This window comes from Streptomyces sp. NPDC052299, assembly GCF_040679335.1.
Classification (GTDB): domain Bacteria; phylum Actinomycetota; class Actinomycetes; order Streptomycetales; family Streptomycetaceae; genus Streptomyces.
On sequence record NZ_JBFAUP010000006.1, the window covers coordinates 336,865 to 360,883 of the forward strand.

At 72.2% G+C, this 24,019-nt stretch carries 15 protein-coding genes; 5 read left to right on the forward strand and 10 right to left on the reverse strand.

Going from position 1 to position 24,019, the window contains the following annotated elements:
- Nucleotides 1-246 precede the first annotated feature (246 nt).
- Nucleotides 247-1,272 carry an ATP-dependent 6-phosphofructokinase gene (locus AB0L33_RS13380; RefSeq protein ID WP_365680674.1) on the forward strand — a complete coding sequence of 342 codons (1,026 nt, stop codon included), beginning with the start codon at nt 247-249 and terminating at the stop codon, nt 1,270-1,272.
- Nucleotides 1,273-1,277: 5 nt separating this feature from the next.
- Here AB0L33_RS13380 and AB0L33_RS13385 read toward each other — a convergent pair whose 3' ends face one another.
- From AB0L33_RS13385 to AB0L33_RS13395, 3 genes are all read right to left on the reverse strand, one after another.
- On the reverse strand, nt 1,278-1,907 hold the full coding sequence (locus tag AB0L33_RS13385; protein WP_365680836.1) for a helix-turn-helix transcriptional regulator: 630 nt from the start codon (nt 1,905-1,907) through the stop codon (nt 1,278-1,280).
- 197 nt (nt 1,908-2,104) lie between these two features.
- A complete protein-coding gene (locus AB0L33_RS13390) occupies nt 2,105-2,779 on the reverse strand; it encodes a response regulator (RefSeq protein ID WP_365680676.1) in 675 nt (224 codons plus the stop codon).
- Nucleotides 2,776-4,386: an ATP-binding protein gene (locus AB0L33_RS13395; RefSeq protein ID WP_365680678.1), complete on the reverse strand. Its 1,611-nt coding sequence runs from the start codon at nt 4,384-4,386 to the stop codon at nt 2,776-2,778. Before AB0L33_RS13395 ends, AB0L33_RS13390 begins: the two co-directional genes overlap by 4 nt.
- Before the next feature lie 136 nt (nt 4,387-4,522).
- Between AB0L33_RS13395 and AB0L33_RS13400 the strand changes: the two genes are divergently transcribed.
- From AB0L33_RS13400 to trxA, 3 genes are read left to right on the forward strand one after another with little or no spacing between them, the layout of a single operon-like run.
- Entirely contained in the window at nt 4,523-5,896 is a 1,374-nt protein-coding gene (locus AB0L33_RS13400; RefSeq protein ID WP_365680838.1) for a cation:dicarboxylase symporter family transporter, read from the forward strand.
- A gap of 42 nt (nt 5,897-5,938) precedes the next feature.
- Nucleotides 5,939-6,343, forward strand: coding sequence for a MerR family transcriptional regulator (locus tag AB0L33_RS13405; protein ID WP_365680680.1), 405 nt, complete (start codon nt 5,939-5,941; stop codon nt 6,341-6,343).
- Between the two features lie 3 nt (nt 6,344-6,346).
- The gene (gene trxA, locus AB0L33_RS13410; RefSeq protein ID WP_365680681.1) at nt 6,347-6,679 is read left to right on the forward strand and encodes a thioredoxin; all 333 of its coding nucleotides are present in this window, start codon (nt 6,347-6,349) and stop codon (nt 6,677-6,679) included.
- Between the two features lie 54 nt (nt 6,680-6,733).
- Here the strand turns inward: trxA and glgB are convergent, their stop codons facing one another.
- The 4 genes from glgB to AB0L33_RS13430 form a co-directional block, all read right to left on the reverse strand.
- Entirely contained in the window at nt 6,734-9,157 is a 2,424-nt protein-coding gene (glgB, locus tag AB0L33_RS13415; RefSeq protein ID WP_365680683.1) for a 1,4-alpha-glucan branching enzyme, read from the reverse strand.
- A gap of 53 nt (nt 9,158-9,210) precedes the next feature.
- Nucleotides 9,211-10,602 carry a maltokinase gene (locus tag AB0L33_RS13420; protein WP_365680685.1) on the reverse strand — a complete coding sequence of 464 codons (1,392 nt, stop codon included), beginning with the start codon at nt 10,600-10,602 and terminating at the stop codon, nt 9,211-9,213.
- A 227-nt stretch (nt 10,603-10,829) separates the two neighbouring features.
- Nucleotides 10,830-12,536: a maltose alpha-D-glucosyltransferase gene (gene treS / locus AB0L33_RS13425; RefSeq protein WP_365680687.1), complete on the reverse strand. Its 1,707-nt coding sequence runs from the start codon at nt 12,534-12,536 to the stop codon at nt 10,830-10,832.
- The gene (locus AB0L33_RS13430) at nt 12,533-14,566 is read right to left on the reverse strand and encodes an alpha-1,4-glucan--maltose-1-phosphate maltosyltransferase (protein ID WP_365680689.1); all 2,034 of its coding nucleotides are present in this window, start codon (nt 14,564-14,566) and stop codon (nt 12,533-12,535) included. The genes treS and AB0L33_RS13430 overlap by 4 nt, the downstream gene beginning before the upstream one ends.
- 555 nt (nt 14,567-15,121) lie before the next feature.
- On the opposite strand from AB0L33_RS13430, the gene glgP reads away from it, so the two are divergent.
- Complete coding sequence (glgP, locus tag AB0L33_RS13435) at nt 15,122-17,725, forward strand: alpha-glucan family phosphorylase (RefSeq protein ID WP_365680691.1); 2,604 nt, start codon at nt 15,122-15,124, stop codon at nt 17,723-17,725.
- Nucleotides 17,726-17,837: 112 nt separating this feature from the next.
- Here glgP and AB0L33_RS13440 read toward each other — a convergent pair whose 3' ends face one another.
- The 3 genes from AB0L33_RS13440 to AB0L33_RS13450 all read right to left on the reverse strand — a co-directional run bounded on the left by AB0L33_RS13440 (nt 17,838) and on the right by AB0L33_RS13450 (nt 24,007).
- Nucleotides 17,838-19,880: a M4 family metallopeptidase gene (locus AB0L33_RS13440; RefSeq protein ID WP_365680693.1), complete on the reverse strand. Its 2,043-nt coding sequence runs from the start codon at nt 19,878-19,880 to the stop codon at nt 17,838-17,840.
- Between the two features lie 393 nt (nt 19,881-20,273).
- Nucleotides 20,274-22,139: an ABC transporter ATP-binding protein gene (locus AB0L33_RS13445; protein ID WP_365680695.1), complete on the reverse strand. Its 1,866-nt coding sequence runs from the start codon at nt 22,137-22,139 to the stop codon at nt 20,274-20,276.
- Nucleotides 22,136-24,007: an ABC transporter ATP-binding protein gene (locus AB0L33_RS13450; RefSeq protein ID WP_365680696.1), complete on the reverse strand. Its 1,872-nt coding sequence runs from the start codon at nt 24,005-24,007 to the stop codon at nt 22,136-22,138. The genes AB0L33_RS13445 and AB0L33_RS13450 overlap by 4 nt, the downstream gene beginning before the upstream one ends.
- Between the last annotated feature and the right edge of the window lie 12 nt (nt 24,008-24,019).

A 24,019-nucleotide genomic window follows, 5' to 3' on the forward strand; every position in this document is an offset into this window, starting at 1 on the left:
CTCTGGTCCGGTATGGTGCCCGGTTCGAGTGGTAATCGCCCGTTTGACGATACCCGTGGGGGCGGAGGGGCCGCCCGCCGGACGACCGCCCCGCGAAGGCGCCCGCGGGCCGCCCCGGAGCAGCCGGGAGCGCGAGCCGCACGCCCGGCGTGGGACACTCGTCGTGACTCACGGTACGGGGGAGGCGGAAGAAGCCCCCGTACCGGATGCCAACGGACGGGCCCAGCGAGCAGGAGATACAGCAGGATGCGCATCGGAGTTCTCACCGCAGGCGGCGACTGCCCCGGCCTGAACGCAGTGATCCGTTCGGTCGTCCACCGGGCCGTCGTCGGCCACGGCGACGAGGTCATCGGCTTCGAGGACGGCTTCAAGGGCCTCCTCGACGGCCACTTCCGGCCCCTCGACCTGAACGCGGTCAGCGGCATCCTCGCCCGCGGCGGCACCATCCTCGGCTCGGCCCGCCTGGAGCGCGCCCGGCTGCGCGAGGCCGCCGAGAACTGCGCCGAGCTGAGCCGCCGTTACGGCATGGACGCGCTGATCCCGATCGGTGGCGAGGGCACGCTCACCGCCGCCCGGATGCTCGCGGACGCCGGAATGCCCGTCGTCGGCGTCCCGAAGACCATCGACAACGACATCTCCTCCACCGACCGCACGTTCGGCTTCGACACCGCCGTGGGCGTCGCGACAGAGGCCATAGACCGTCTGAAGACCACCGCCGAGTCCCACCAGCGCGTGATGGTGGTCGAGGTGATGGGCCGCCACGCGGGCTGGATCGCGCTGGAGTCCGGCATGGCCGGCGGCGCCCACGGCATCTGCCTCCCCGAGCGCAAGTTCGAGGTGGACGACCTGGTCAAGATGGTCGAGGAGCGCTTCGCGCGCGGCAAGAAGTTCGCCGTCATCTGCGTCGCCGAGGGCGCGCACCCGGCCGAGGGCTCCATGCCGTACGCCAAGGGCGAGATCGACCAGTACGGACACGAGCGGTTCCAGGGCATCGGCAACCGGCTGGCCGTCGAGCTGGAGAAGCGGCTCGGCAAGGAGGCCCGCCCGGTCATCCTCGGCCACGTCCAGCGCGGCGGCACGCCGACCGCGTACGACCGCGTCCTCGCCACCCGCTTCGGCTGGCACGCGGTGGAGGCCGCGCACCGGGGCGACTTCGGCCGGATGACCGCGCTGCGCGGCAACGACATCGTGATGGTCCCGCTCGCCGAGGCCGTCACCCAGCTCAAGACGGTCCCGCTGGACCGGATGCACGAGGCCGAGTCGGTCTTCTGAGCCCGTTACGCCGGGAGGCCGGCCGCCTCCCAGAAGCGGGGCACGATCCCGGCGAGGAAGGCCCGGCCCTCCTCGCCGGTGTTGCCCGGCCGGTCCGTGCCCGCGCTGCTCCAGCTCAGCGTGGAGACCATCAGCGCCTGGTAGTCGCCGTGCAGCCGCTCCAGGACCTCCTGGACGCGGCGCCGGTCCACCGGCGCCACCTTGGCCACCGGCCGCGCGTACGCCTGCCACCGCGTCGTCACCGCGCTGCGCAGCAGGTCCGCCAGCTCCTCCTCGCGCCCCGTCGCCGTCACGAAGTCCGCGGGCGTCAGGCCCAGCGCCTCGCTCAGCGCGGCGGACTGGCGCTCGTTGCCCCGCCAGCGCCCCGACTCCTCCATCCGCAGATACGCGGAGGCGGCCATCCCCACCCGGGCGGCCAGCTCGTCCGGCGACAGCTCCCGGGAGACCCGGTGCTCGCGCAGGCTGCGCGCGGCCGTCAGCAGCTCGCCCGGGGCGCACCACAGCACCCCGGCCAGTGCGGTGAGTTCGTACTCCGAGGGGAGCGCGAGCCCACGCTCCCAGGCGGCCACCGTCTCGGCGGTGATCCGTAGTCCGTACTGGGCGCCGAGGCCGTAGGCGACGTGGCCGGGAGCCATGCCCAGGGCCTCGCGGAGTCTTCGCGCGGCGGGGGCGTCGAAAGGCGGAGAGGGGTGCACGGGGACACCGTAAGGAGGCGGGAGTTCCGCTGACTACGGTGTGTTCGCCCGAGAACACGGCTCATAGGAAGGTCCTAGGCACAAAAGCCGCACCACGGGACCGGTCGTCCGTTCGGTGCCCCTCCGGCCGCCCCGGATCAGCGTCCCTCCGGCCGCCAGCGGTAGTGCAGCTCGGGCCGCCCCACCTGCCCGTACTGCGGACTGCGCACCGCCCGCCCCGCCGTCACCAGGTGCTCCAGATAGCGGCGCGCCGTGATCCGCGAGATCCCCAGCTCCAGGCCCGCCGCCGAGGCCGTCAGGCCGTCCGGGGCCGCCCGCAGCGCGCCGGTCACCGACTCCAGGGTCGGACCGCTCAGCCCCTTGGGCAGCCGGGCCGGCCCCGGGGCCCGCAGCGCGGCGAGCGCCCGGTCCACCTCGTCCTGCCCGCTCGCCTCACCGGCCGCCGCCCGGAACTCCGCGTACCGCACGAGCCGGTCCCGCAGCGTGGCGAAGGTGAACGGCTTCAGCACGTACTGCACGACGCCCAGCGAGACCCCCTCCCGGACCACGCCCAGGTCACGGGCCGAGGTCACCGCGATCACGTCCGCCGAGTGCCCGGCCGCCCGCAGCGAACGCAGCAGCTGGAGCCCGTGCCCGTCGGGCAGATAGAGGTCGAGGAGCAGCAGGTCGACCGGGGTGCGCTCCAGCGCCCGGACCGCCTCGGCGCGCGAGTGTGCCACGGCGGCCACCGCGAAGCCCGGCACCCGGCCCACGTACAGCCGATGGGCGTCCGCCGCGACCGGGTCGTCCTCGACGACCAGCACCCGGATCACGCCTGCACCCCCGCCGTCAGCGGCAGCCGTACGGTGAACTCCGCGCCCCCGTCGGGCCCCCGCTCCAGCGTCACCGTCCCGCCGCCCCGGTGCGCCGCCTGCCGGACCAGGGCCAGGCCGAGGCCGCGCCCCGCGCCGTGCGTCGACCAGCCGGCCCGGAAGACCTCGGCCGCGTCCGCCGGGTCGACCCCGGCCCCGTTGTCCGCGACCCGCAGCAGCAGTTCGCCCCCGTCGGCGAGCGCGGTGACCGTGACCCGGCCGCGCCGGCCGGGCACGGCCGCCTCCCGGGTCACGGCGTCCACCGCGTTGTCGATCAGGTTGCCGAGGACGGTCACCAGGTCGCGGGCGGGGAGCGACGCGGGCAGGGCGCCGTCGTCGATCAGGCTGTTCTCGGCGAGCACCAGCTCCACGCCCCGCTCGTTCGCCTGGGCCGCCTTGCCGAGGAGCAGGGCCGCGAGCACCGGTTCGGCGACCGCGCCCACCACCCGGTCGGTGAGCGCCTGGGCCAGCTCCAGTTCGGCCGTGGCGAAGCCCACCGCCTCGTCCGCCCGGCCCAGCTCGATCAGGGAGACCACGGTGTGCAGCCGGTTCGCCGCCTCGTGAGCCTGGGAGCGCAGCGCCCGCGTGAAGCCGCGCTCCGAGTCCAGCTCCCCGGACAGCGCCTGGAGCTCGGTGTGGTCGCGCAGGGTCACCACGGTCCCGCGCCGCTCGCCGCCGACCACCGGACGGGTGTTGACGACGACGACCCGGTCCGCCGTCAGGTGCACCTCGTCCACCCGCTCCTCGGAGGCGAGCAGCGCCCCGGTCAGCGGCGCCGGCAGATCGAGGTCGGCCACCCGGCGGCCGACGGCGCCCGGGGCGAGGCCCAGCAGTTCCCGGCCCGCGTCGTTGACCAGGGCGATCCGGCGCTGCCCGTCCAGCATCAGCAGCCCCTCGCGCACCGCGTGCAGGGTCGCCTCGTGGTAGTCGTGCATCCGGCTCAGCTCCGCCGCGTTCATCCCGTGCGTGTGCCGCCGCAGCCGCGCGTTGATCACGTACGTGCCGAGCCCGCCGAGCACCAGGGCCGCGCCGGCCGCCAGCGCCAGGGCGCCCAGCTGCGCCCGCACCTGCGAGGAGACCCGGTCCACGGTGATGCCCGCGCTGACCAGGCCGGTGATCCGGCCGCCGTCGCGGACCGGGGTGACCACCCGGATCGAGGGCCCGAGCGTGCCGGTGTACGTCTCCGAGAAGGTCTCCCCGCGCAGCGCCCGCGCGGTGTGCCCGAGGAAGGTCTCACCGATGCGGTCGGCGTCCGGGTGCGTCCAGCGGACCCGGTCCGGGCTCATGATCGTGATGAAGGCGATCCCGGTGTCCTTCCGCACCCGCTCCGCGTACGGCTGGAGCGCGGCGGACGGGTCGTCGCTGCGGATCGCCTCCCGGACGGACGGCGATCCGGCCACCGAGAGGGCCACCGCCCGCGCCTGCCGCTCCGCCGTCTCCTCGGCCTGGCCGCGCCCGGAGACGTACGCGAAGAACGCGCACCCCGCCACGACCGCCGCCACCAGCACCACCTGCCACGCGAACAGCTGGCCGGCCAGGCTGCGCGGTCGGGTACGGGGAAAACGCATGCCGGTAAGTGTGCCTGGCCGAAAACGTATGAACGAAATGCACGCAAGGGTGACCGCCGTCACAGCGGGCGGGATAGTCGCCGGGACCCCCGGCACGGGGGTGGGACGACGACGACCCGAGGAGACCCCCGTGGCAGTGAACGCCGCCGAAGCGGAACGCAGCAAGCCGGACCGCACGAAGTACCTGTATCTCGCCGTGATCGTGGCCGTGGGCCTCGGCATCCTCGTGGGCTTCGTCGCCCCCGACGCCGCCGTCGAACTCAAGCCCATCGGCACCGGGTTCGTGAACCTCATCAAGATGATGATCTCGCCGATCATCTTCTGCACGATCGTCCTGGGCGTCGGCTCGGTCCGCAAGGCCGCCAAGGTCGGCGCCGTCGGCGGCCTCGCCCTCGGCTACTTCCTGGTCATGTCCACGGTCGCGCTGGCCATCGGCCTGATCGTCGGCAACATCCTGGAGCCCGGCTCCGGGCTCCACATCACCGAAGCGGTCCGGGCCGCCGGTGAGAAGCAGGCCGAGGGGGCCGGCGAGTCCACCACGGACTTCCTGCTCGGCATCATCCCGACCACGCTGGTCTCCGCCTTCACCGAGGGCGAGGTCCTCCAGACCCTGCTGATCGCCCTGCTCGCGGGCTTCGCGCTGCAGGCCCTGGGACCCGCCGGGGAGCCGGTGCTGCGCGGCATCGGGCACATCCAGCGCCTCGTCTTCCGCATCCTCGCCATGATCATGTGGGCGGCGCCCGTCGGCGCGTTCGGCGCGATGGCCGCGGTGGTCGGCGAGACCGGCGTGGACGCGCTGAAGTCCCTCGCGGTCATCATGATCGGCTTCTACGTCACCTGCGCGCTCTTCGTCTTCGTGGTGCTCGGCGCGATCCTGCGCCTGGTCGCGGGGATCAACATCTTCAGGCTGCTGGGATACCTCAGCCGCGAGTTCCTGCTGATCCTGTCCACCTCCTCCTCGGAGTCGGCGCTGCCCCGGCTGATCGCGAAGATGGAGCACATGGGCGTCAGCAAGCCCGTCGTCGGCATCACCGTGCCGACCGGCTACTCCTTCAACCTGGACGGCACCGCGATCTACCTCACGATGGCCTCGCTGTTCATCGCCAACGCGACCGGCGACCCGCTGAGCATCGGCGAGCAGATCTCCCTGCTGGTCTTCATGGTCATCGCCTCCAAGGGCGCGGCGGGCGTCACGGGCGCCGGCCTCGCCACCCTCGCCGGCGGCCTCCAGTCGCACCGCCCCGAACTGGTCGACGGCGTCGGCCTGATCGTCGGCATCGACCGCTTCATGAGCGAGGCCCGCGCCCTGACCAACTTCGCGGGCAACGCGGTCGCCACGGTCCTCGTCGGCACCTGGACCAAGGAGATCGACCGCGAACGGGTCGGCCAGGTCCTCTCCGGCGCGATTCCCTTCGACGAGAAGATGCTCAGCGACGAGGGGCCCGCCGAGCCGTACGTCCCCGAGGCCCGGGACGGCGGCGAGGACCGGCCCTCGCTCAGCAAGGTCTGACGCCCTTGCCTTGACGTCGGCGTCAAGGATTACGGTCGCGGTATGCGAATCGGGGAGCTGGCCGAACGGGCCGGGACGACGACGCGGACGCTGCGCTACTACGAGTCGCGCGGGCTGCTGCCCGCGCGGCGCGCGGTGAACGGCTACCGCACGTACGACGAGGGCGACCTCAGGCTGATCCAGCAGATCCGGACCCTCCAGGACTTCGGGTTCGACCTGGAGGAGACCCGGCCCTTCGTGGAGTGCCTGCGCGCCGGGCACCCCGCCGGGGACGCCTGTCCCGCCTCGCTCGCCGTCTACCGGCGCAAGCTCGACGAGCTCGACCGGCTCATCGAGCAGCTGCGGGCCGTCCGCACGGAGGTGGGCGCCCAGCTGGCCCGCGCCGAGCTGGAGGCGTCCGCCGAGCTGCCCGGCGGCCCCGAACCACGCTGCGAACTGGGAGGATGACAGATGATCCACGTCACGGGCGTCGACGAGCTCACCGACGAGACCTTCGACGCCGAGGTGCTGGGGGAGACCCGGCCCGTCCTGGTGGAGTTCACCGCCGACTGGTGCGGCCCCTGCCGCCAGCTCGCCCCGGTCCTGGGCGCCATCGCCGAGGAGGAGCGCGAACGGCTCCGCGTCGTCCAGATCGACGTCGACCGCAACCCGGGGACCAGCACCCGGTACGGCGTCCTCTCGATGCCGACCCTGATGGTGTTCCGGAACGGCGAACCGGTGAAGTCCTTGGTCGGCGCCCGCCCGAAGCGGCGGCTCCTCCAGGAGCTGGAGGATGTCCTCTGAACCGCCCGAGGGGGCGGGGCCACCGCGGCCCCGCCCCCTCGTCGCGTCACCGCGTCACGCCGGTTTGAACCACACCGTCGCCAGCGGCGGCAGCGTCAGCGACACGCTCGACGGCCTGCCGTGCGACGGGACGTCCTCCGGCTTCAGCGGCTCCTCGTTGACCACCCCGCCGCCCCCGTACCGGGCCGCGTCCGTGTTCAGGACCTCCGCCCACAGCCGGGGCCCCTCGGGCACCCCGAGCCGGTAGTCGTGCCGCACCACCGGCGAGAAGTTGGAGACCGCCAGCAGCGGCGCGCCCTTCGCGTCGTGGCGCAGGAAGGCGAACACGTTGTCCTCCGCAGCGCCCCCGTCCACCCAGGCGAAGCCCTCCGGGCGGGTGTCGCGCTGCCAGAGCGCGGGCGTCGCCGCGTACACCCGGTTGAGGTCGCCCACCAGGTCCCGCACCCCGCGGTGGTCGCCGGCCGCCTCGTACGACGGGTCCAGCAGCCACCAGTCCGGGCCGTGGCCCTCCGACCACTCCGCGCCCTGCGCGAACTCCTGGCCCATGAAAAGCAGTTGCTTGCCCGGATGGGCCCACATGAAGCCCAGGTAGGCGCGGTGGTTGGCGCGCTGCTGCCACCAGTCGCCGGGCATCTTGGAGACCAGCGCCTGCTTGCCGTGCACCACCTCGTCGTGCGAGATCGGCAGCACGTAGTTCTCGCTGTACGCGTACACCATCGAGAACGTCATCTCGTTGTGGTGGTACTTGCGGTGCACCGGCTCCTTGGAGACGTACACCAGCGAGTCGTGCATCCAGCCCATGTTCCACTTCAGCCCGAAGCCGAGCCCTCCGTGGTCGGTGGCCCGGGTCACGCCGTCCCAGGCCGTCGACTCCTCGGCGATGGTGACCACGCCCGGATTGCGCCGGTAGACCGTGGCGTTCATCTCCTGGAGGAAGGCGACCGCGTCCAGGTTCTCCCGCCCGCCGAACTCGTTGGGCGACCACTGGCCGTCCTCGCGCGAGTAGTCCAGATAGAGCATGGAGGCGACCGCGTCCACCCGAAGCCCGTCGATGTGGAACTGCTCGCACCAGTACGTGGCGTTGGCGACCAGGAAGTTACGGACCTCGGCCCGCCCGTAGTCGAACTCCAGCGTCCCCCAGTCCGGGTGCGCGGCCCGCCTCGGGTCCTCGTGCTCGTACAGCGGCCGGCCGTCGAACTCCGCGAGGGCCCAGTCGTCGCGCGGGAAGTGCGCCGGCACCCAGTCCATGATCACGCCGATCCCGGCCCGGTGCAGCGCGTCCACCAGGAAGCGGAAGTCGTCCGGCGAGCCCATCCGGGAGGTCGGCGCGTAGAAGCCGGTGACCTGGTAGCCCCAGGAGCCGCCGAAGGGGTGCTCCGACACCGGCATCAGCTCGACGTGCGTGAAGCCCAGCTCCTTGACGTAGGCGGGCAGTTGCTCCGCCAGCTGCCGGTACGAGAGACCGGGCCGCCAGGACGGCAGGTGCACCTCGTACACCGAGAACGGCGCCTCGTGCACCGGCACGTTCCCGCGGTTCGCCATCCACTCCTGGTCCTGCCACACGTGGTGCGCGGCCGTCACCACCGAGGCGGTGGCGGGCGGCACCTCGGTGTGCCGGGCCATCGGGTCCGAGCGCATCGTGTGCGAACCGTCGGGACGGCAGACGTCGAACTTGTACAGCGCGCCCTCCCCGGTCCCCGGCAGGAACAGCTCCCACACCCCGGACGAGCCCAGCGACCGCATGGGGTGGCCCGTGCCGTCCCAGTAGTTGAAGTCACCGCACACCCGCACGCCCCGGGCGTTCGGCGCCCACACCGTGAACCGCGTCCCGGCGACCCCCTGGTGCTCCATCGGCCGCGCCCCCAGCGCGGTCCACAGCTCCTCGTGCCGGCCCTCCCGGATCAGGTGCAGATCCAGCTCCCCGAGCGCCGGCAGGAAGCGGTACGGGTCGTGGACCTCGATCTCGTTGTCGTCGTACGCCACCAGCAGCCGGTACTCCGGCACCGAGGGCAGCGGCAGCACCCCGGAGAACAGTCCGTCCCCGTCGCTGTGCAGCGGCGCCCGCAGCCCCTTCGCGAGCACGGTGACCGACCGGGCGAACGGGCGCAGCACCCGGATCTCCACCCCGTCGTCCACCGGGTGCGCGCCCAGCAGGCCGTGCGGGTCGTGGTGCTCGCCGGCCAGCAGCCGGCCCCGGTCGGCGTCGTGCAGCGGGGTGGCCGGGCGCAGCTCCTGGCTGCCGGCGCTGCGGGGCCCCGGCGGCACGGCGGCCTTCCTCGCGCGCTTGGCCGGGGCGGCGGCCCCCGTGGCGGGGGTCTTCTTCGCGGCGCGCTTCTTCGCGGGCGGCCCGGCCTGCGGTGAGGACAGCGTGGCGGCGATCGGTTCCCCGTCGAGCGGGAGCTCCGCGGGCGCGGTGGAGACGGCGGGTGTGGTGGGGACGGCGGGCTCGGACTTGCGGGACGGCTTGCGGGCGGTCACAGGGACAGCCTCCTCGGAGGTGTTGGCGGGGCGGTACGGGGAACGAGGCATCCTCAGCCGGAGACCGAGGCCAGGCGGTGGATCGCGGCCATCGGGACCGGCAGCCAGTCAGGCCGGTGCCGGGCCTCGTACAGCACCTCGTACACCGCCTTGTCGGTCTCGTGGGCGCGCAGCAGCTCCGGCTCGGCGCGCGGGTCGGTGCCCGCCGCCTCGGCGTAGCCGTCGCAGTAGGCGTCCCGGCAGCGGGCGGCCCACTCGGGCTTCCAGGGCCGGTGCGAGCGGGCCGCGTAGTCGAAGGAGCGCAGCATCCCGGCCACATCGCGCACCGGGGGCTGCGGGCTGCGGCGCTCCGGGAGCGGCCGGGCCGGCTCGCCCTCGAAGTCGATCAGCGACCAGAAGCCGTCGGCGGCGCGCAGGGTCTGGCCGAGGTGGAGGTCGCCGTGCACCCGCTGGGCGGCCCAGCTGCGCCCCCGGTGCCCGAGCGCGGCGACCGCGTCGAAGGCGGTGCGCAGCCCGGGGACGTACGGGACCAGCTCCGGGACCGCGTGGGCGGCGGCCTCCAGGCGCTCCACCATGGCGGCGGCCAGCTCGTCGGTCTGGGAGCGGCGGAGCACCGGGGTGGGCAGGGCGGCGGCGAGCGCGGTGTGCACCTCGGCGGTGGCCCGGCCCAGCGCCCTCGCCTCGGCCAGGAAGTCGTGCCCGGTGGCGAGGGCGCGCAGGGCCAGCTGCCAGCCGTCCTGGGCGCCGCGCAGGAAGGGCTGGAGCACCCCGAGCGTCAGCCGCTCCGGCGTCGCCGCCTCGAACCAGGCGACCGGGGCCGGGACCCGCCCGCACCCCTCGCGGGCGAGCGCGAGCGGCAGCTCCAGGTCGGGGTTGGTGCCCGGGAAGACCCGGCGGAAGATCTTCAGGATGTACGCGTTGCCGTACACCAGCGAGGAGTTGGACTGCTCGGTGTCGAGGACCCGGGGCGGCAGGTCCTCCGGGATCGGCTCCGCGCCCCGGTCGAAGCGGACCGCGCCGAGCCGGCCGGGGGTGCGCAATCGTTCCAGCAGCAGTGAGGCGAGGCGCGCGTCGTGCAGCCCGTCGTAGACCGCGAGCCCGGCCAGCGGGCCGTCGGGCACCCGGCCGATGGCGGCGGGCGCGAGGTGCTGGGGCAGCGCGGAGCGGACGCCGAGGAGCAACTGGTAGCAGTCCACGGGCGGCTGGGCGGGCATCGTGGGCTGGTGGACCCGCACCAGCAGGTGCAGGAGCCCGGGGGTCGCCCCGTCGCCGCCGTCCACCGGCAGTATCTCGGTGGCCGAGACGAGCGAGAAGGCGGTGATGGGCCGTCCCTTGCCCGCGAACCACCGCTGCCGGGGCAGCCATTCGTGGAGCAGCGGTCCGAGAGACGGGATCAGGGCTGTGCTGTTCGCCAGGGTGACCTGAGCGGATGCAGCCTCCGACATGGCATCGCGTCCTTTCCCCGGGCACACCACAGGATGCGAAGAGTGTCCCGGATTGCGGCATTGGCTGTCCGGCTGTGCGGGACGTGTCGGGTCAGGATGATCCGTACGGACTCGACATGAGGGGATAGAAACGCCAGGAGAATCCAGGAAGCCTCCTGAACCACCCGGTATGGGGGCGAGTGCCCGGTGTGGGACGGTGGAAACCGCCCCACACCGGGCCGTACGCGTCAGCTCGGCGGCGCGTCCTTGCGCAGCCGGAACCAGTAGAAGCCGTGTCCCGCGAGAGTCAGCAGGTAGGGCCACTGACCGATGGCGGGGAAGCGCACCCCGCCGATCAGCTCCACCGGATGACGCCCGTTGAAGGACCTGAGGTCGAGCTCCGTCGGCTGTGCGAACCGCGAGAAGTTGTGGACGCACAGCACGAGGTCGTCCCCGTGCTCACGGGTGAAGGCGAGCACGGCCGGGTTCGAGGACGGCAGTTCGTTGTAGGTGCCGAGGCCGAACGCGGGGTTCTGCTTGCGGATCTCGATCATCCGCCGGGTCCAGTGCAGCAGTGAGGACGGGGAGGCCATCGACGCCTCGACGTTGGTGACCTGGTAGCCGTAGACCGGGTCCATGATCGTGGGGAGGTAGAGCCGCCCCGGATCGCTGGAGGAGAATCCGGCGTTGCGGTCCGGCGTCCACTGCATCGGGGTGCGCACGGCGTCCCGGTCGCCCAGCCAGATGTTGTCGCCCATCCCGATCTCGTCCCCGTAGTAGAGGATCGGGGAGCCCGGCAGCGAGAGCAGCAGGCCGGTGAACAGCTCGATCTGGTTGCGGTCGTTGTCCAGCAGCGGCGCCAGCCGGCGGCGGATGCCGATGTTGGCGCGCATCCGCGGGTCCTTGGCGTACTCCGCGTACATGTAGTCGCGCTCTTCGTCCGTGACCATTTCGAGCGTCAGCTCGTCGTGGTTGCGCAGGAAGATGCCCCACTGGCAGTTGTCCGGGATCGCCGGGGTCTTCGCCAGGATTTCGGAGACCGGGTAGCGGCTCTCGCGCCGTACGGCCATGAAGATGCGCGGCATCACGGGGAAGTGGAACGCCATGTGGCACTCGTCCCCGCCGGACCCGTAGTCGCCGAAGTAGTCCACGACGTCCTCGGGCCACTGGTTGGCCTCGGCGAGCAGGACGGTGTCCGGGTAGTTGGCGTCGATCTCCTTGCGGACCCGCTTGAGGAAGTTGTGGGTCTCCGGCAGGTTCTCGCAGTTGGTGCCCTCGCGCTGGTAGAGGTAGGGCACCGCGTCGACGCGGAAGCCGTCGATGCCCAGGTCCAGCCAGAAGCGGAGCGCGGAGATGATCTCCTCCTGCACCGCCGGGTTCTCGTAGTTGAGGTCGGGCTGGTGCGAGAAGAACCGGTGCCAGTAGTACTGTTTGCGCACCGGGTCGAAGGTCCAGTTGGACGTCTCGGTGTCCACGAAGATGATCCGGGCGTCCTGGAACTGCTTGTCGTCGTCGGCCCAGACGTAGTAGTCGCCGTACGGCCCGTCGGGGTCGGTCCGGGACTGCTGGAACCACTCGTGCTGGTCGCTGGTGTGGTTCATGACGAAGTCGATGATCACGCGCATGCCGCGCTGGTGCGCGGCGTCCACGAACTCCACGAAGTCGGCGAGGTCGCCGAACTCCGGCAGCACGGCGGTGTAGTCGGAGACGTCGTAACCGCCGTCGCGCAGCGGTGACTTGAAGAAGGGCGGCAGCCAGAGGCAGTCGACCCCCAGCCACTGGAGGTAGTCGAGCTTGGCGGTGAGCCCCTTCAGGTCTCCGATGCCGTCGCCGTTGGAGTCCTGGAAGGACCGGACGAGTACCTCGTAGAAGACGGCACGCTTGAACCAGTCGGGATCGCGGTCCTTGGCCGGGGTGTCCTCGAACGTGTCGTGGACGGGCTCATTGACGATCATGGTGTGGGTGACCCTCCGGTCGGCGGGGACGGTCGCAGGACGGCGATGTGCGCGGGCGTGACGCCCGGCTCCAGGCGCACGTAGAACGTCCTGCCCCAGTGATAGGAAGTGCCGGTGAGCTCGTCGCGCACCGGCACGCTCTCGTGCCGGTCGAGGCCGAGTTGCGGCATGTCCAACGAGACGGTCGCCTCCTGGGTGTGGTGCGGGTCGAGGTTGACGACCACCAGAAGGATGTTCGAACCGGAACGCTTGCTGTACGCGATCACCGCGTCGTTGTCCGACGCGTGGAAGTGCACGTCACGCAGCTGCTGCAGGGCCGGGTGGCGGCGCCTGATCCGGTTGAGCGAGGTGATGAGCGGGGCGAGCGAACGGCCCTCACGCTCTGCGGCTTCCCAGTCCCTGGGCCGGATTTCGTACTTCTCCGAGTCGAGGTACTCCTCACTGCCGTGCTGGACCGGGGTGTTCTCGCACAGCTCGAACCCCGCGTACACCCCCCAGGAGGGGGAAAGGGTCGCCGCGAGCACCGCCCTGGCCTCGAAGGCGGGCCTGCCGCCCTCCTGAAGGTATCCCGGAAGGATGTCGGGGGTGTTCACGAAGAAATTCGGCCGCATGAACGCGGCGGTCTCACCGGCCAGTTCGGTCACGTAGTCGGTGAGTTCCTGACGGGTGTTCCGCCAGGTGAAATACGTGTACGACTGCTGGAACCCGATGGCGCCCAGGGTGCGCATCATCGCCGGCCGGGTGAATGCCTCGGCCAGGAAGATCACATCGGGATCGGTGCGGTTGATCTCCGCGATGACCTTCTCCCAGAAGATCACCGGTTTGGTGTGCGGATTGTCGACGCGGAAGATCCGTACCCCACGCTCCATCCAGAACCGCAGGATGCGGACGCTCTCCGCGACGATGCCCGGAAGATCCTTGTCGAAGGCGATCGGGTAGATGTCCTGGTATTTCTTCGGCGGATTCTCCGCGTACGCGATCGAACCGTCCGCCCGGTGCTGGAACCACTCGGGGTGCTTCTCCACCCACGGATGGTCCGGCGAGCACTGGAGGGCGAAATCCAGGGCCACTTCGAGGCGCAGGTTGCGGGCCGTCTCCACGAAATGGACGAAGTCCTCCAGCGTGCCCAGATCCGGGTGGACCGCGTCGTGCCCGCCCTCCGCCGAACCGATCGCCCAGGGCACCCCCACGTCGTGCGGGCCGGGCGTCAGCGAGTTGTTCGGGCCCTTGCGGTGCGTCGTGCCGATGGGGTGGATGGGCGGCAGGTAGACCACGTCGAAGCCCATCGCGGCGACCGCCGGAAGCCGCTCGGCCGCCGTCCGGAAGGTGCCGCTGACGAGCCGCGGCCGCTGCGGCTCGGCGGCCTTGGCACCCCGGCCCTTGCGCGGCTTCGGGGTCTCGTACCGGGCGCCCTCGGAGCGCGGGAACAGCTCGTACCAGGAGCCGTACAGGGCGCGCCGGCGCTCCACCACCAGCGGGTGCGGACGGGATGCGGTGACCAGCTCGCGCAGCGGGTGGCGGTCCAGCGCCGCCCGGGCCTCCGGTGCCAGGGCGGCCGCGAGGCGCGCCTCGGCCGGCCGGGACTCGTCGCGCAGCGCGTCCACCGCCGCGAGCACCGCCTCCCGGCCGTCGCGCTTCGGGACGCCCTCGGCGGCGCGCTCGTACAGCTCGGCGCCCTCGGCGAGGACCAGCGCGGTGTCGATGCCCGCCGGGATCTTGATCCCCGCGGCGTGGCGCCAGGTGGCGACCGGGTCGCTCCAGGCCTCGACCGTGTACGTCCAGCGGCCCTCGGAGTCCGGGGTGACCTCGGCGCCCCAGCGGTCGGTGCCCGGCGCCAGCTCGCGCATCGGCGTCCAGGGGCCCGGACGCCCGCTCGGGCTGCGCAGCACCACATTGGCGGCCACCGCGTCGTGGCCCTCGCGGAAGACGGTCGCGGTGACCTGGAAGGTCTCACCCGCAACGGCCTTGGCGGGCCTTCTGCCGCAGTCGACGAGCGGATGGACGTCGAGAACGGGAATGCGACCGATCATGGAATCACCTGGGGGCTGGAGCTCGGACTCGGCAAAGTGGGCAGCGTGCGCCGAAGGCTGAACGCGCGCGCCGCGAAGGTGGGGATGCGTCCTTTCTAGCCGCTCAATGGATGACTGGTGGGGTGTGGGCATGGCCGCTCCTGTGCGCGTTCACTCGAATGGCAGTCCAAACAGGTCGTATACGAACCGGGGGGACCGATCACCGAGGGCCAGGCAATGAATCACATGCGTGCCGGAGAAGCCTTTCCCCGCCATGTGGTGGGCCAATCCGGTGATATGTCATCTGCTCGGTCGTACGGGGATGTGGGAATGGGCGCCACCCGGCAGCTTTCCCTGTGCCGCGAAGGCCCACAAGACCGAATGAGGAGAAGGAATCGGCCATTACGCCTGTGACGTGCGGGCCCGGTGAAGCCTGCCGGGACGGGGGAGGAGCACGGGAAATCCGGGCGCCGTGTCCGGCCCGCCGGGGACACGGCTACCGTCGAGGGTGACGGAGCGGCGCACATGGAGGTGCGTCCCGCTCGGATTCGTACGTCCCCTGTAAAGGTGGAATGCGTGAAGGCCATTCGTCGATTCACCGTGCGTCCCGTCCTTCCGGACTCCCTCCAACCCCTCAGCGGCCTGGCGCGGAACCTGCGCTGGTCCTGGCACACCGAGACCCGCGAGCTCTTCCGGGCCGTCGACCCGGCGGCCGGCTCCGGCGCGGAGTGCGACCCCGTACGCCTGCTCGGCTCCGTGTCCGCGGGGCGGCTCGCCGAGCTCGCCCGGGACGAACCGTTCCTGCGCCGGCTCGCCGAGGCGTCCGCCGGCCTCCGCGCCTACCTCCAGGGCCCCCGCTGGTACCAGGAGCGGCGCGAGCAGGACGACGCGCTCCCCGCCGCCATCGCCTACTTCTCACCGGAATTCGGGGTGACCGCCGCGCTGCCCCAGTACTCCGGCGGGCTCGGCATCCTCGCCGGGGACCACCTCAAGGCCGCCAGCGACCTGGGCGTGCCCCTCATCGGCGTCGGGCTGCTCTACCGCCACGGCTACTTCCGGCAGAGCCTGTCCCGGGACGGCTGGCAGCAGGAGCACTACCCCGTCCTCGACCCCAACGAGCTGCCGCTCACCCTGATCCGCGAGGCCGACGGCACTCCGAGCCAGGTCGTCCTGGACCTCCCCGGCGGCCGGACCCTGCACGCCCAGATCTGGCAGGCCCACGTCGGCCGGGTCCCCCTGCTCATGCTCGACTCCGACGTCGAGGAGAACGCCCCCGGCGAACGCGAGGTCACCGACCGGCTCTACGGCGGCGGCAGCGAGCACCGGCTGCTCCAGGAGATGCTGCTGGGCATCGGCGGCGTCCGCGCCGTGCGCGCGTACTGCCGGCTCACCGGCCACGCGGCCCCCGAGGTCTTCCACACCAACGAGGGCCACGCCGGCTTCCTCGGCCTGGAGCGCATCCGCGAACTCGTCGCGACCGGGCTGGACTTCGACGCCTCGGTGGAGTCCGCCCGGGCCGGCACCGTCTTCACCACCCACACCCCGGTCCCGGCCGGAATCGACCGGTTCGACCGCGAACTCGTCGCCCGGCACTTCGGCGAGGACGGCGAACTCCCCGGCGTCCCCGCCGAACGCGTCCTGGAACTCGGCGCCGAGACCTACCCCGGCGGCGACCCGGGCGTGTTCAACATGGCGGTCATGGGGCTGCGGCTGGCCCAGCGCGCCAACGGCGTCTCCACGCTGCACGGCGCGGTCAGCCGGGAGATGTTCGCCGGGCTCTGGCCGGGCTTCGACGCGACGGAGGTCCCGATCACCTCCGTCACCAACGGAGTCCACGCACCGACCTGGGTCGCCCCGGAGGTCTACCGGCTGCGTGCCGAGTCGGGGGGCTCCCCGGGCCGCTGGGACTCCGTCGCGGACATCCCGGCCCGCCGGCTCTGGGACCTGCGCCGCACCCTGCGCGAACAGCTGGTGGCCGAGGTCCGGCAGCGGCTGCACGCCTCCTGGCGCCACCGGGGCGCCCAGCCCGCCGAGCTCGGCTGGATCGACGGCGTGCTCGACCCGGACGTCCTCACCATCGGCTTCGCCCGCCGCGTCCCCTCGTACAAGCGGCTGACGCTGATGCTGCGGGACCGGGACCGGCTGCGGGCGCTGCTGCTGCATCCGGAGCGGCCGGTCCAGATCGTCGTCGCGGGCAAGGCCCACCCGGCCGACGACGGCGGGAAGCGGCTGATCCAGGAGCTCGTCAGGTTCGCCGACGACGCCCGGGTCCGGCACCGGATCGCCTACCTGCCCGACTACGGGATGGCGATGGCCCAGAAGCTCTACCCGGGCTGCGACGTCTGGCTGAACAACCCGCTGCGCCCGCTGGAGGCGTGCGGCACGAGCGGGATGAAGGCCGCGCTCAACGGCTGTCTCAACCTCTCCGTGCTGGACGGCTGGTGGGACGAGTGGTTCGAGCCGGACTTCGGCTGGGCGATCCCGACGGCCGAGGGCGCCGCGCTGGACGAGGACCGGCGCGACGACCTGGAGGCGAACGCCCTGTACGAGCTGATCGAGGAGCGGGTCGCCCCGCACTTCTACGAGCGCGGGGACGAGGGGCTGCCCGGCCGCTGGATCGAGATGGTCCGCCGCACGATGGGCACCCTGGGGCCCAAGGTGCTGGCCGACCGCATGGTCGCGGAGTACGTGGAGCGGCTGTACGCCCCCGCCGCGCTCGCCCAGCGCTCGCTGGACGTGCCCCGGGCGCGGGAGCTGGCGGGCTGGAAGGCGAAGGTCCGGGCCGCCTGGCCGAGGGTGGCCGTCGACCACGTGGAGGCGGTGACACCGACCGCCTCCGGTGCGACGGCGGAGCTGGGGTCCACCCTGGCGCTGCGGGTCCGGGTCTCGCTGGGCGCGCTGGCGCCGGACGACGTGGAGGTGCAGGCGGTGGCCGGACGGGTCGACTCGGCCGACGCGATCTCGGACGCCCAGGTCTTCCCGCTGAAGCCGGCGGGCGGTCAGGACCTGGAGGGCCACTGGCTGTACGAGGGCCCGCTCGCCCTGGACCGCACGGGGCCGTACGGCTACACCGTGCGCGTGCTGCCCGCCCACCGGCTGCTGGCGAGCGGCGCGGAACTCGGCCTGGTCGCGCAGCCGACCGGGGCCACGGGTGACGGCGGCGGCGTGCTGCTGCGCTGACCTCCGCCCGGCATGCCGGAACCGCCCGGGGCGCTGTCTCCTCCCGGGCGGTTCCGTGTCAGCGGCGGGTCATGCGGTGACCCGCGCGGTGGGGGGGTGGCGCGGCGGGGGTTCAGAAGGTCAGCTTGAAGCTGTTGATCTTCCCGGTGTCCCCGCTGTAGACGTCCTGGACCTTCAGCTTCCAGGTGCCGTTGGCGACCTCCGACGAGGCGTTGACCGTGTAGGTGGTCTGGACGTTGTCCGCCGAGTCGGTGGAGGACGAGTTCTTCAGACGGTAGGTGCTGCCGTCCGGCGCGACCAGGTCGATGACCAGGTCACCGCGGTAGGTGTGGGTGATGTCCACACCGACCTTGAGGGTGCTCGGGGCGTTGCCGGTGCGGCCGGTGACGGTGACCGAGCTGGTGACGGCGGAGCCGGCGTCAGGGATGGAGACCGCGGTGGAGTTCTCGAAGACGGTGCCGGTGCCGGGGTCGGTGCCGCCGGAGCGCGCACCGACGTTGATGCCGGCCCAGGCGTCCTGGACGGCCTTGTACTCGGCGCTGGTCGTGCCGTACAGCTCACCGGCCGCCGCGAGGGTGCCGGTCCGGGCGCCCGCGTAGTTGGTGGTGGAGGTGAACTTGGTGGTCAGCGCCTTGAACCAGATCTGCTCCGCCTTCGCGCGGCCGATGCCGGTCACCGGCAGGCCGTCCGAGGTGGGGGAGTTGTAACTGACGCCGTTGATGGTCTTCGCGCCGCTGCCCTCGGACAGCAGGTAGAAGAAGTGGTTGGCCGGGCCCGACGAGTAGTGCACGTCGATGTTGCCGATGCCCGAGTACCAGGCGTCCTTGGAGATGCCGTCGCGGCTCGGCTTGTCCTGGTAGCGCAGCGGCGTGCCGTCGCCGTTGATGTCGATCTTCTCGCCGATCAGGTAGTCACCCGGGTCGGCCGAGGTGTTGGAGTAGAACTCGACGGCGGTGGCGAAGATGTCGCTGGTCGCCTCGTTGAGGCCGCCGGACTCGCCGCTGTAGTTGAGGCCGGCCGTGTTCGAGGTGACGCCGTGGCTCATCTCGTGGGCCGCCACGTCCAGCGCGGTCAGCGGGTTGGCGTTGCCGCTGCCGTCGCCGTACGTCATGCAGAAGCAGCTGTCGTCCCAGAACGCGTTCACGTAGTTGTTGCCGTAGTGGACGCGGGAGTACGCGCCGACGCCGTCACCCTTGATGCCGGTGCGGCCGTGCACGTTCTTGTAGTAGTCCCAGGTCTCGGCCGCGCCGTAGTGGGCGTCCGCCGCGGCGGTCTCCGCGTTCGACGCGCTGCCGTTGCCCCAGACGTCGTCGGCGCCGGTGAAGAGGGTGCCCTTGCCGGACGTGCCGTGGTTCAGGTTGTACGTCTTGTGGCTGCCGCGCGCGGTGTCGGTCAGGTTGTACGAGCCGGACGACCCGGAGGTCCCCAGGGTGACCTGGCCGCTGTACTCGGTGTTGCCGACGCCGTTCTCGATGGCCTGCCACTCGTAGAGCTTCGCTCCGGTGGAGGCGTCCGTGATGACGTGCAGCGCGTTCGGGGTGCCGTCCTCCTGGAGGCCGCCGACCACCGTCTCGTACGCCAGCTGCGGGGTGCCGGAGGCCATCCAGACGACCTTGCGGGGCGCCTTGTCGGCCTCCGCCCGGTCCGAACCGGCCGCCTTGGCCGCACCGAGCGCCTGCTTGGTCGCCGCCGCCGGGGCGATGTCCGCTACCGTGCTCACGGCCTTCAGCTGCGCGGTGGTGGCGCGGGACGCCTTGACGACGCTCTCCGTCGCGCCGGCCTTGGTCTCCTGGACGACCAGGTCGCCGCCGAGGACCGGGAGGCCGTCGAAGGTGCGCTCGTAACGGGTGTGCGTGGTGCCGTCGTTGTCCTGGATGACGTCGCGGACGACGAGCTTCTCCTGGGACCCGAGGCCGAGCTCCTTCGCCGTGGCCGCCCGGCTCGCGTTGGCCTCGCGGATCAGCTCGGCGCGCTGCGAGGGCGAGAGCCGCTTGGGCAGGGCGCCCGGGTTCGCCTTGGCGGCGGTGGCGGTCCTGGTGGTGCCGTGGTCCGGGGCGGCGGAGGCCGATCCGGTCTGGGCGCCCACGGCGAGGAGGGCGGTCGCGGCTATGAGGGCGCCGGTCGCGGTGGCACGACGGCTGTGCGTGGATCTCACGCGGACTCCTTCTGCGAGGGGGGTACCGGCGGCTGGGTGAGCCGACCGGGCAGAGCAAGCAGAGCGCGGAACGGGGTGAAGAGTGTCAGGAGTCGGCCATCCCTGTCAGGACCGCGTCAACAACTTGGCCGGAATTCGTTCGTTGCCAGAAGATGCGTGTTCGTTAAGCGGACGTTTCGCGGGTGGTCGTGCCGGCATGCCGAGGGGTCGTCCGGGAACTTGTGCCGCCCGAAAGCGCAGGGCCCGTCGGGGTTGCGCGCCGAGGAGCGGAGTGCGACGCGAATGTGAACAAGCGGAAAGTTCCCACCTGTCGAGACAGTGGGCAGGCGTGGCTCGATCCGGCCGCCCGCCCCCGGTGCAAAAGGGGCGGACGGCCGGGGCGGTGCCGGGCCGTCAGGCCAGGCTCTCCCGCCAGGCGCGGTGCAGACCGGCGAAGCGGCCCGTGCCCGCGATCAGCTCGGCCGGCGTGCCGTCCTCCACGATCCGCCCGCGCTCCATCACGAGGACCCGGTCCGCGACCTCCACGGTCGAGAGCCGGTGCGCGATGACCACCGCGGTGCGGCCGTGCAGCACCGTGTCCATGGCCTGCTGGACCGCGCGCTCACCGGGGATGTCCAGCGAACTGGTCGCCTCGTCCAGGATCAGCACCGCCGGGTCGGCCAGCAGCGCCCGGGCGAAGGCCACCAACTGCCGCTGCCCCGCGGAGATCCGGCCGCCCCGCTTGCGTACGTCGGTGTCGTAGCCGTCGGGCAGACCGGCGATGAAGTCGTGCGCGCCGATCGCCTTCGCGGCCCGCTCGATCTCCTCGCGGCTCGCCTCCGGGCGGCCGATGGCGATGTTCTCCGCGACCGTCCCGGAGAACAGGAACGCCTCCTGGGTCACCATCACGACCCCGCGCCGCAGTTCGGGCGTGGCCAGGTCGCGCAGGTCGGTGCCGTCCAGCAGGACCCGGCCCGCGCTCGGGTCGTAGAACCGGGCCAGCAGTTTGGCGAGCGTCGACTTGCCGGCCCCCGTGGAGCCGACCACGGCCACCGTCTGCCCGGCCGGGATCGTCAGGTCGAACCGGGGCAGCACCTCGCCGCCCGTCCGGTATCCGAAGCTCACCCCGTCGAAGACGACCTCGCGGCCCGGCCGGTCCCCGGCCCCGGGCGGCAGCGCACGGGGCTCCAGCGCCTCCGGGACCGTCGGCGCCTGGGCCAGCAGCCCGGCGATCTTCGTCAGCGAGGCCGCCGCGGACTCGAAGGAGTTGAGGAACATGCTGAGCCGGTCGATCGGGTCGTACAGCCGCCGCAGATAGAGCACCACCGCGGCCAGCACCCCCAGCGCGAGACCGCCGTCCGCCACGCGATAGGCGCCCCACAGCACGATTCCGGCCACCGCGGTGTTGGCGACGAGCCGCGACCCGACGACGTACCGCGCGTTCTCCAGCATCGCGTCGCCGTTGGCGGCCCGGTGCCGCGTGTTCAGCTCCAGGAAGGCCGCGTCGTTCACCGGCTCGCGGCGGAACGCCTGGACCGGCCGGATGCCGTTCATGGTCTCCGCGAACTTCACGACGACCGAGGCGATCGCCGTCGAACGGGCCGCGAAGATCACCGAGGAGCGCTTCCGGTAGAGCCGCACCAGCAGATACAGCGGCAGGAAGGACGCCACCGCCGCCGCGCCCGTCGCCAGGTCCAGCCAGAGCAGCACCACGGCGATGGACGCGAACGACAGGACGATGTGGATCAGCTCCTGCAGCCCCTCCTCCAGCAGCTCCCGCAGCGACTCCAGGTCGGTCGTGGACCGCGAGATCAGCCGGCCCGAGGTGTACCGCTCGTGGAAGTCCACGCTCAGCGCCTGCGCGTGGCGGAAGATCCGGCCGCGCAGGTCCAGCAGGACGTCCTGGCTGACCCGCGCGGACAGCTGGATGAACGCGTACTGCAGGGCGCCCGAGAACACCGAGCAGAGGGCGTAGCCCAGCGCCACGGCGATCAGCGGCCCGTAGTCGTCGTCCCGGAAGGCGGGCACCCCGCTGTCGATGGCGTACGCCACCAGCAGCGGCCCGGCCTGCACCGCGGCCTGCTGCAACAGGATGGCCAGCGCGGACGCGGCCACCCGCCCCCGCATCGGCCGCAGCAGCGAGGCGAGCAGCTGCCGGGTGGCGCCCCGCGGGGTCGGCAGGTCGTCGCGGTCGAAGGGGTCCCCGGGGGCCGTCCGCCGGTCCTCCGGGCTGCCGGGTTCGGCGGGCTCGGCGGGCCGTCCGGTCGTGGTGCTGGTCATCGGGTGCTGCCCTCCTCGGCAGGGGCCTTCGCGCCCAAGGGGTCGGTGCGGTCGGTGTCGGGCACGGGCTGCTCCGGTACGGCCTCGGCCGCCGCGTCGCCCGACGTGCCCGCGCCCGACATCAGCCAGGCGTACTCCGCGTTGGTGCGCAGGAGTTCCTGATGGGTGCCGATCGCGCTGATGCGGCCCCCGGACAGCAGTGCCACCCGGTCCGCGAGCATCACGGTCGACGGCCGGTGCGCGACCACCACCGCCGTCGTCTCCGCCAGGACCTGCCGGAGCGCCGCCTCCACCAGGGCCTCCGTGTGCACGTCGAGCGCGGAGAGCGGGTCGTCGAGGACCAGGAAGCGCGGCCGCCCCACCACCGCCCGGGCCAGGGCGAGGCGCTGGCGCTGGCCGCCGGACAGGCTCAGGCCCTGCTCGCCGACCTCCGTGTCCACGCCGTGCGGCAGCTCCCGCACGAAGTCGGCCTGGGCGACCGAGAGCGCCCGCCGCAGCTCCTCCTCGCCGGCCCCCTCGGCACCCATCAGCACGTTCTCCCCGACGCTCGCCGAGAACAGCGTCGGCTCCTCGAACGCCACCGACACCAGCTCCCGCAGCCTGGCCCGCGGCATGGCGGTGATGTCCTCGCCGTCCAGGGTGATCCGCCCGGCCGTCGCCTCGTACAGCCGGGGCACCAGCGAGGTGAGCGTGGTCTTGCCGGACCCCGTCGCGCCGACCAGGGCCATGGTCTCGCCGGGCCGGACGTGCAGGTCGACGCGGTCCAGCACCGGCGCCGAGCCCTCCTCCGCGTCGGGATAGCGGAATCCGACGCCCTCGAAGACCATGCCGCCCGCCCCGGGTTCCCCGTGCGAGGCCGGCTGCCCGGTGTCGTCCTCCTCCTCGGCGTCCATCACCTCGAAGTACCGTTCGGTCGCCGTGGCCGCCTCCTGGCTCATCGCCAGCAGGAAGCCGATCGACTCCACGGGCCAGCGCAGCGCGAGCGCCGTGGAGAGGAAGGCGACCAGGGTGCCCGCCGAGAGGCCGCCGTCGGCGACCTCGATCGTGCCGAACACCAGGGCGGCCCCGATGGCGAGTTCGGGGAGCGTGGTGATGAGGGTCCAGATCCGCGCGAGCAGCCGGGCCTTGACCAGCTCCGTGCCGCGCAGCTTCCCGGCGAGTGCCCGGAAGGCGTCGGACTGGCTGCGGTGGCGTCCGAAGCCCTTGATGATGCGGATGCCGAGCACGCTCTCCTCGACCACGGTGGTCAGGTCGCCGACCTGGTCCTGGGCGCGGCGCGCGACGGCGGCGTACTTCGCCTCGAAGGCCGAGCAGACGATCACGAGCGGGACGACCGGGGCGAGCAGCACCAGGCCGAGCGTCCACTCCTGGAACAGCAGGACCACGAAACCGACGAGGATCGTGGTCGCGTTGACCAGCAGGAAGGTCAGCGGGAAGGCCAGGAACATCCGGACCATCATCAGGTCGGTCGTCCCGCGCGAGAGCAACTGCCCCGAGGGCCACCGGTCGTGGAAGGCCACGGGCAGCCGCTGGAGGTGCCGGTAGAGGTCCGCCCGCATCGACGCCTCGACCCCGGCCAGCGGACGCGCCACCATCCACCGCCGCACCCCGAACAGCACCGCTTCGGTGATCCCCAGGAGCAGCAGGTACAGCGCGCCGAGCCAGACCCCGCCCGGGTCCCCGTCCGCGACCGGGCCGTCCACGATCCACTTCAGGACGAGCGGGATCACCAGGCCCAGACAGGAGGCGACGATCGCCACCAGGGCGGCCCCGAAGAGCCGGACCCGTACGGGCTTCACGTACGGCCACAACCGCAGCAGGGAGCGCACGGCCGACCGGTCCTTGGGTTCTACATGTTCCTGGCGCATCAGGGAGGAGCC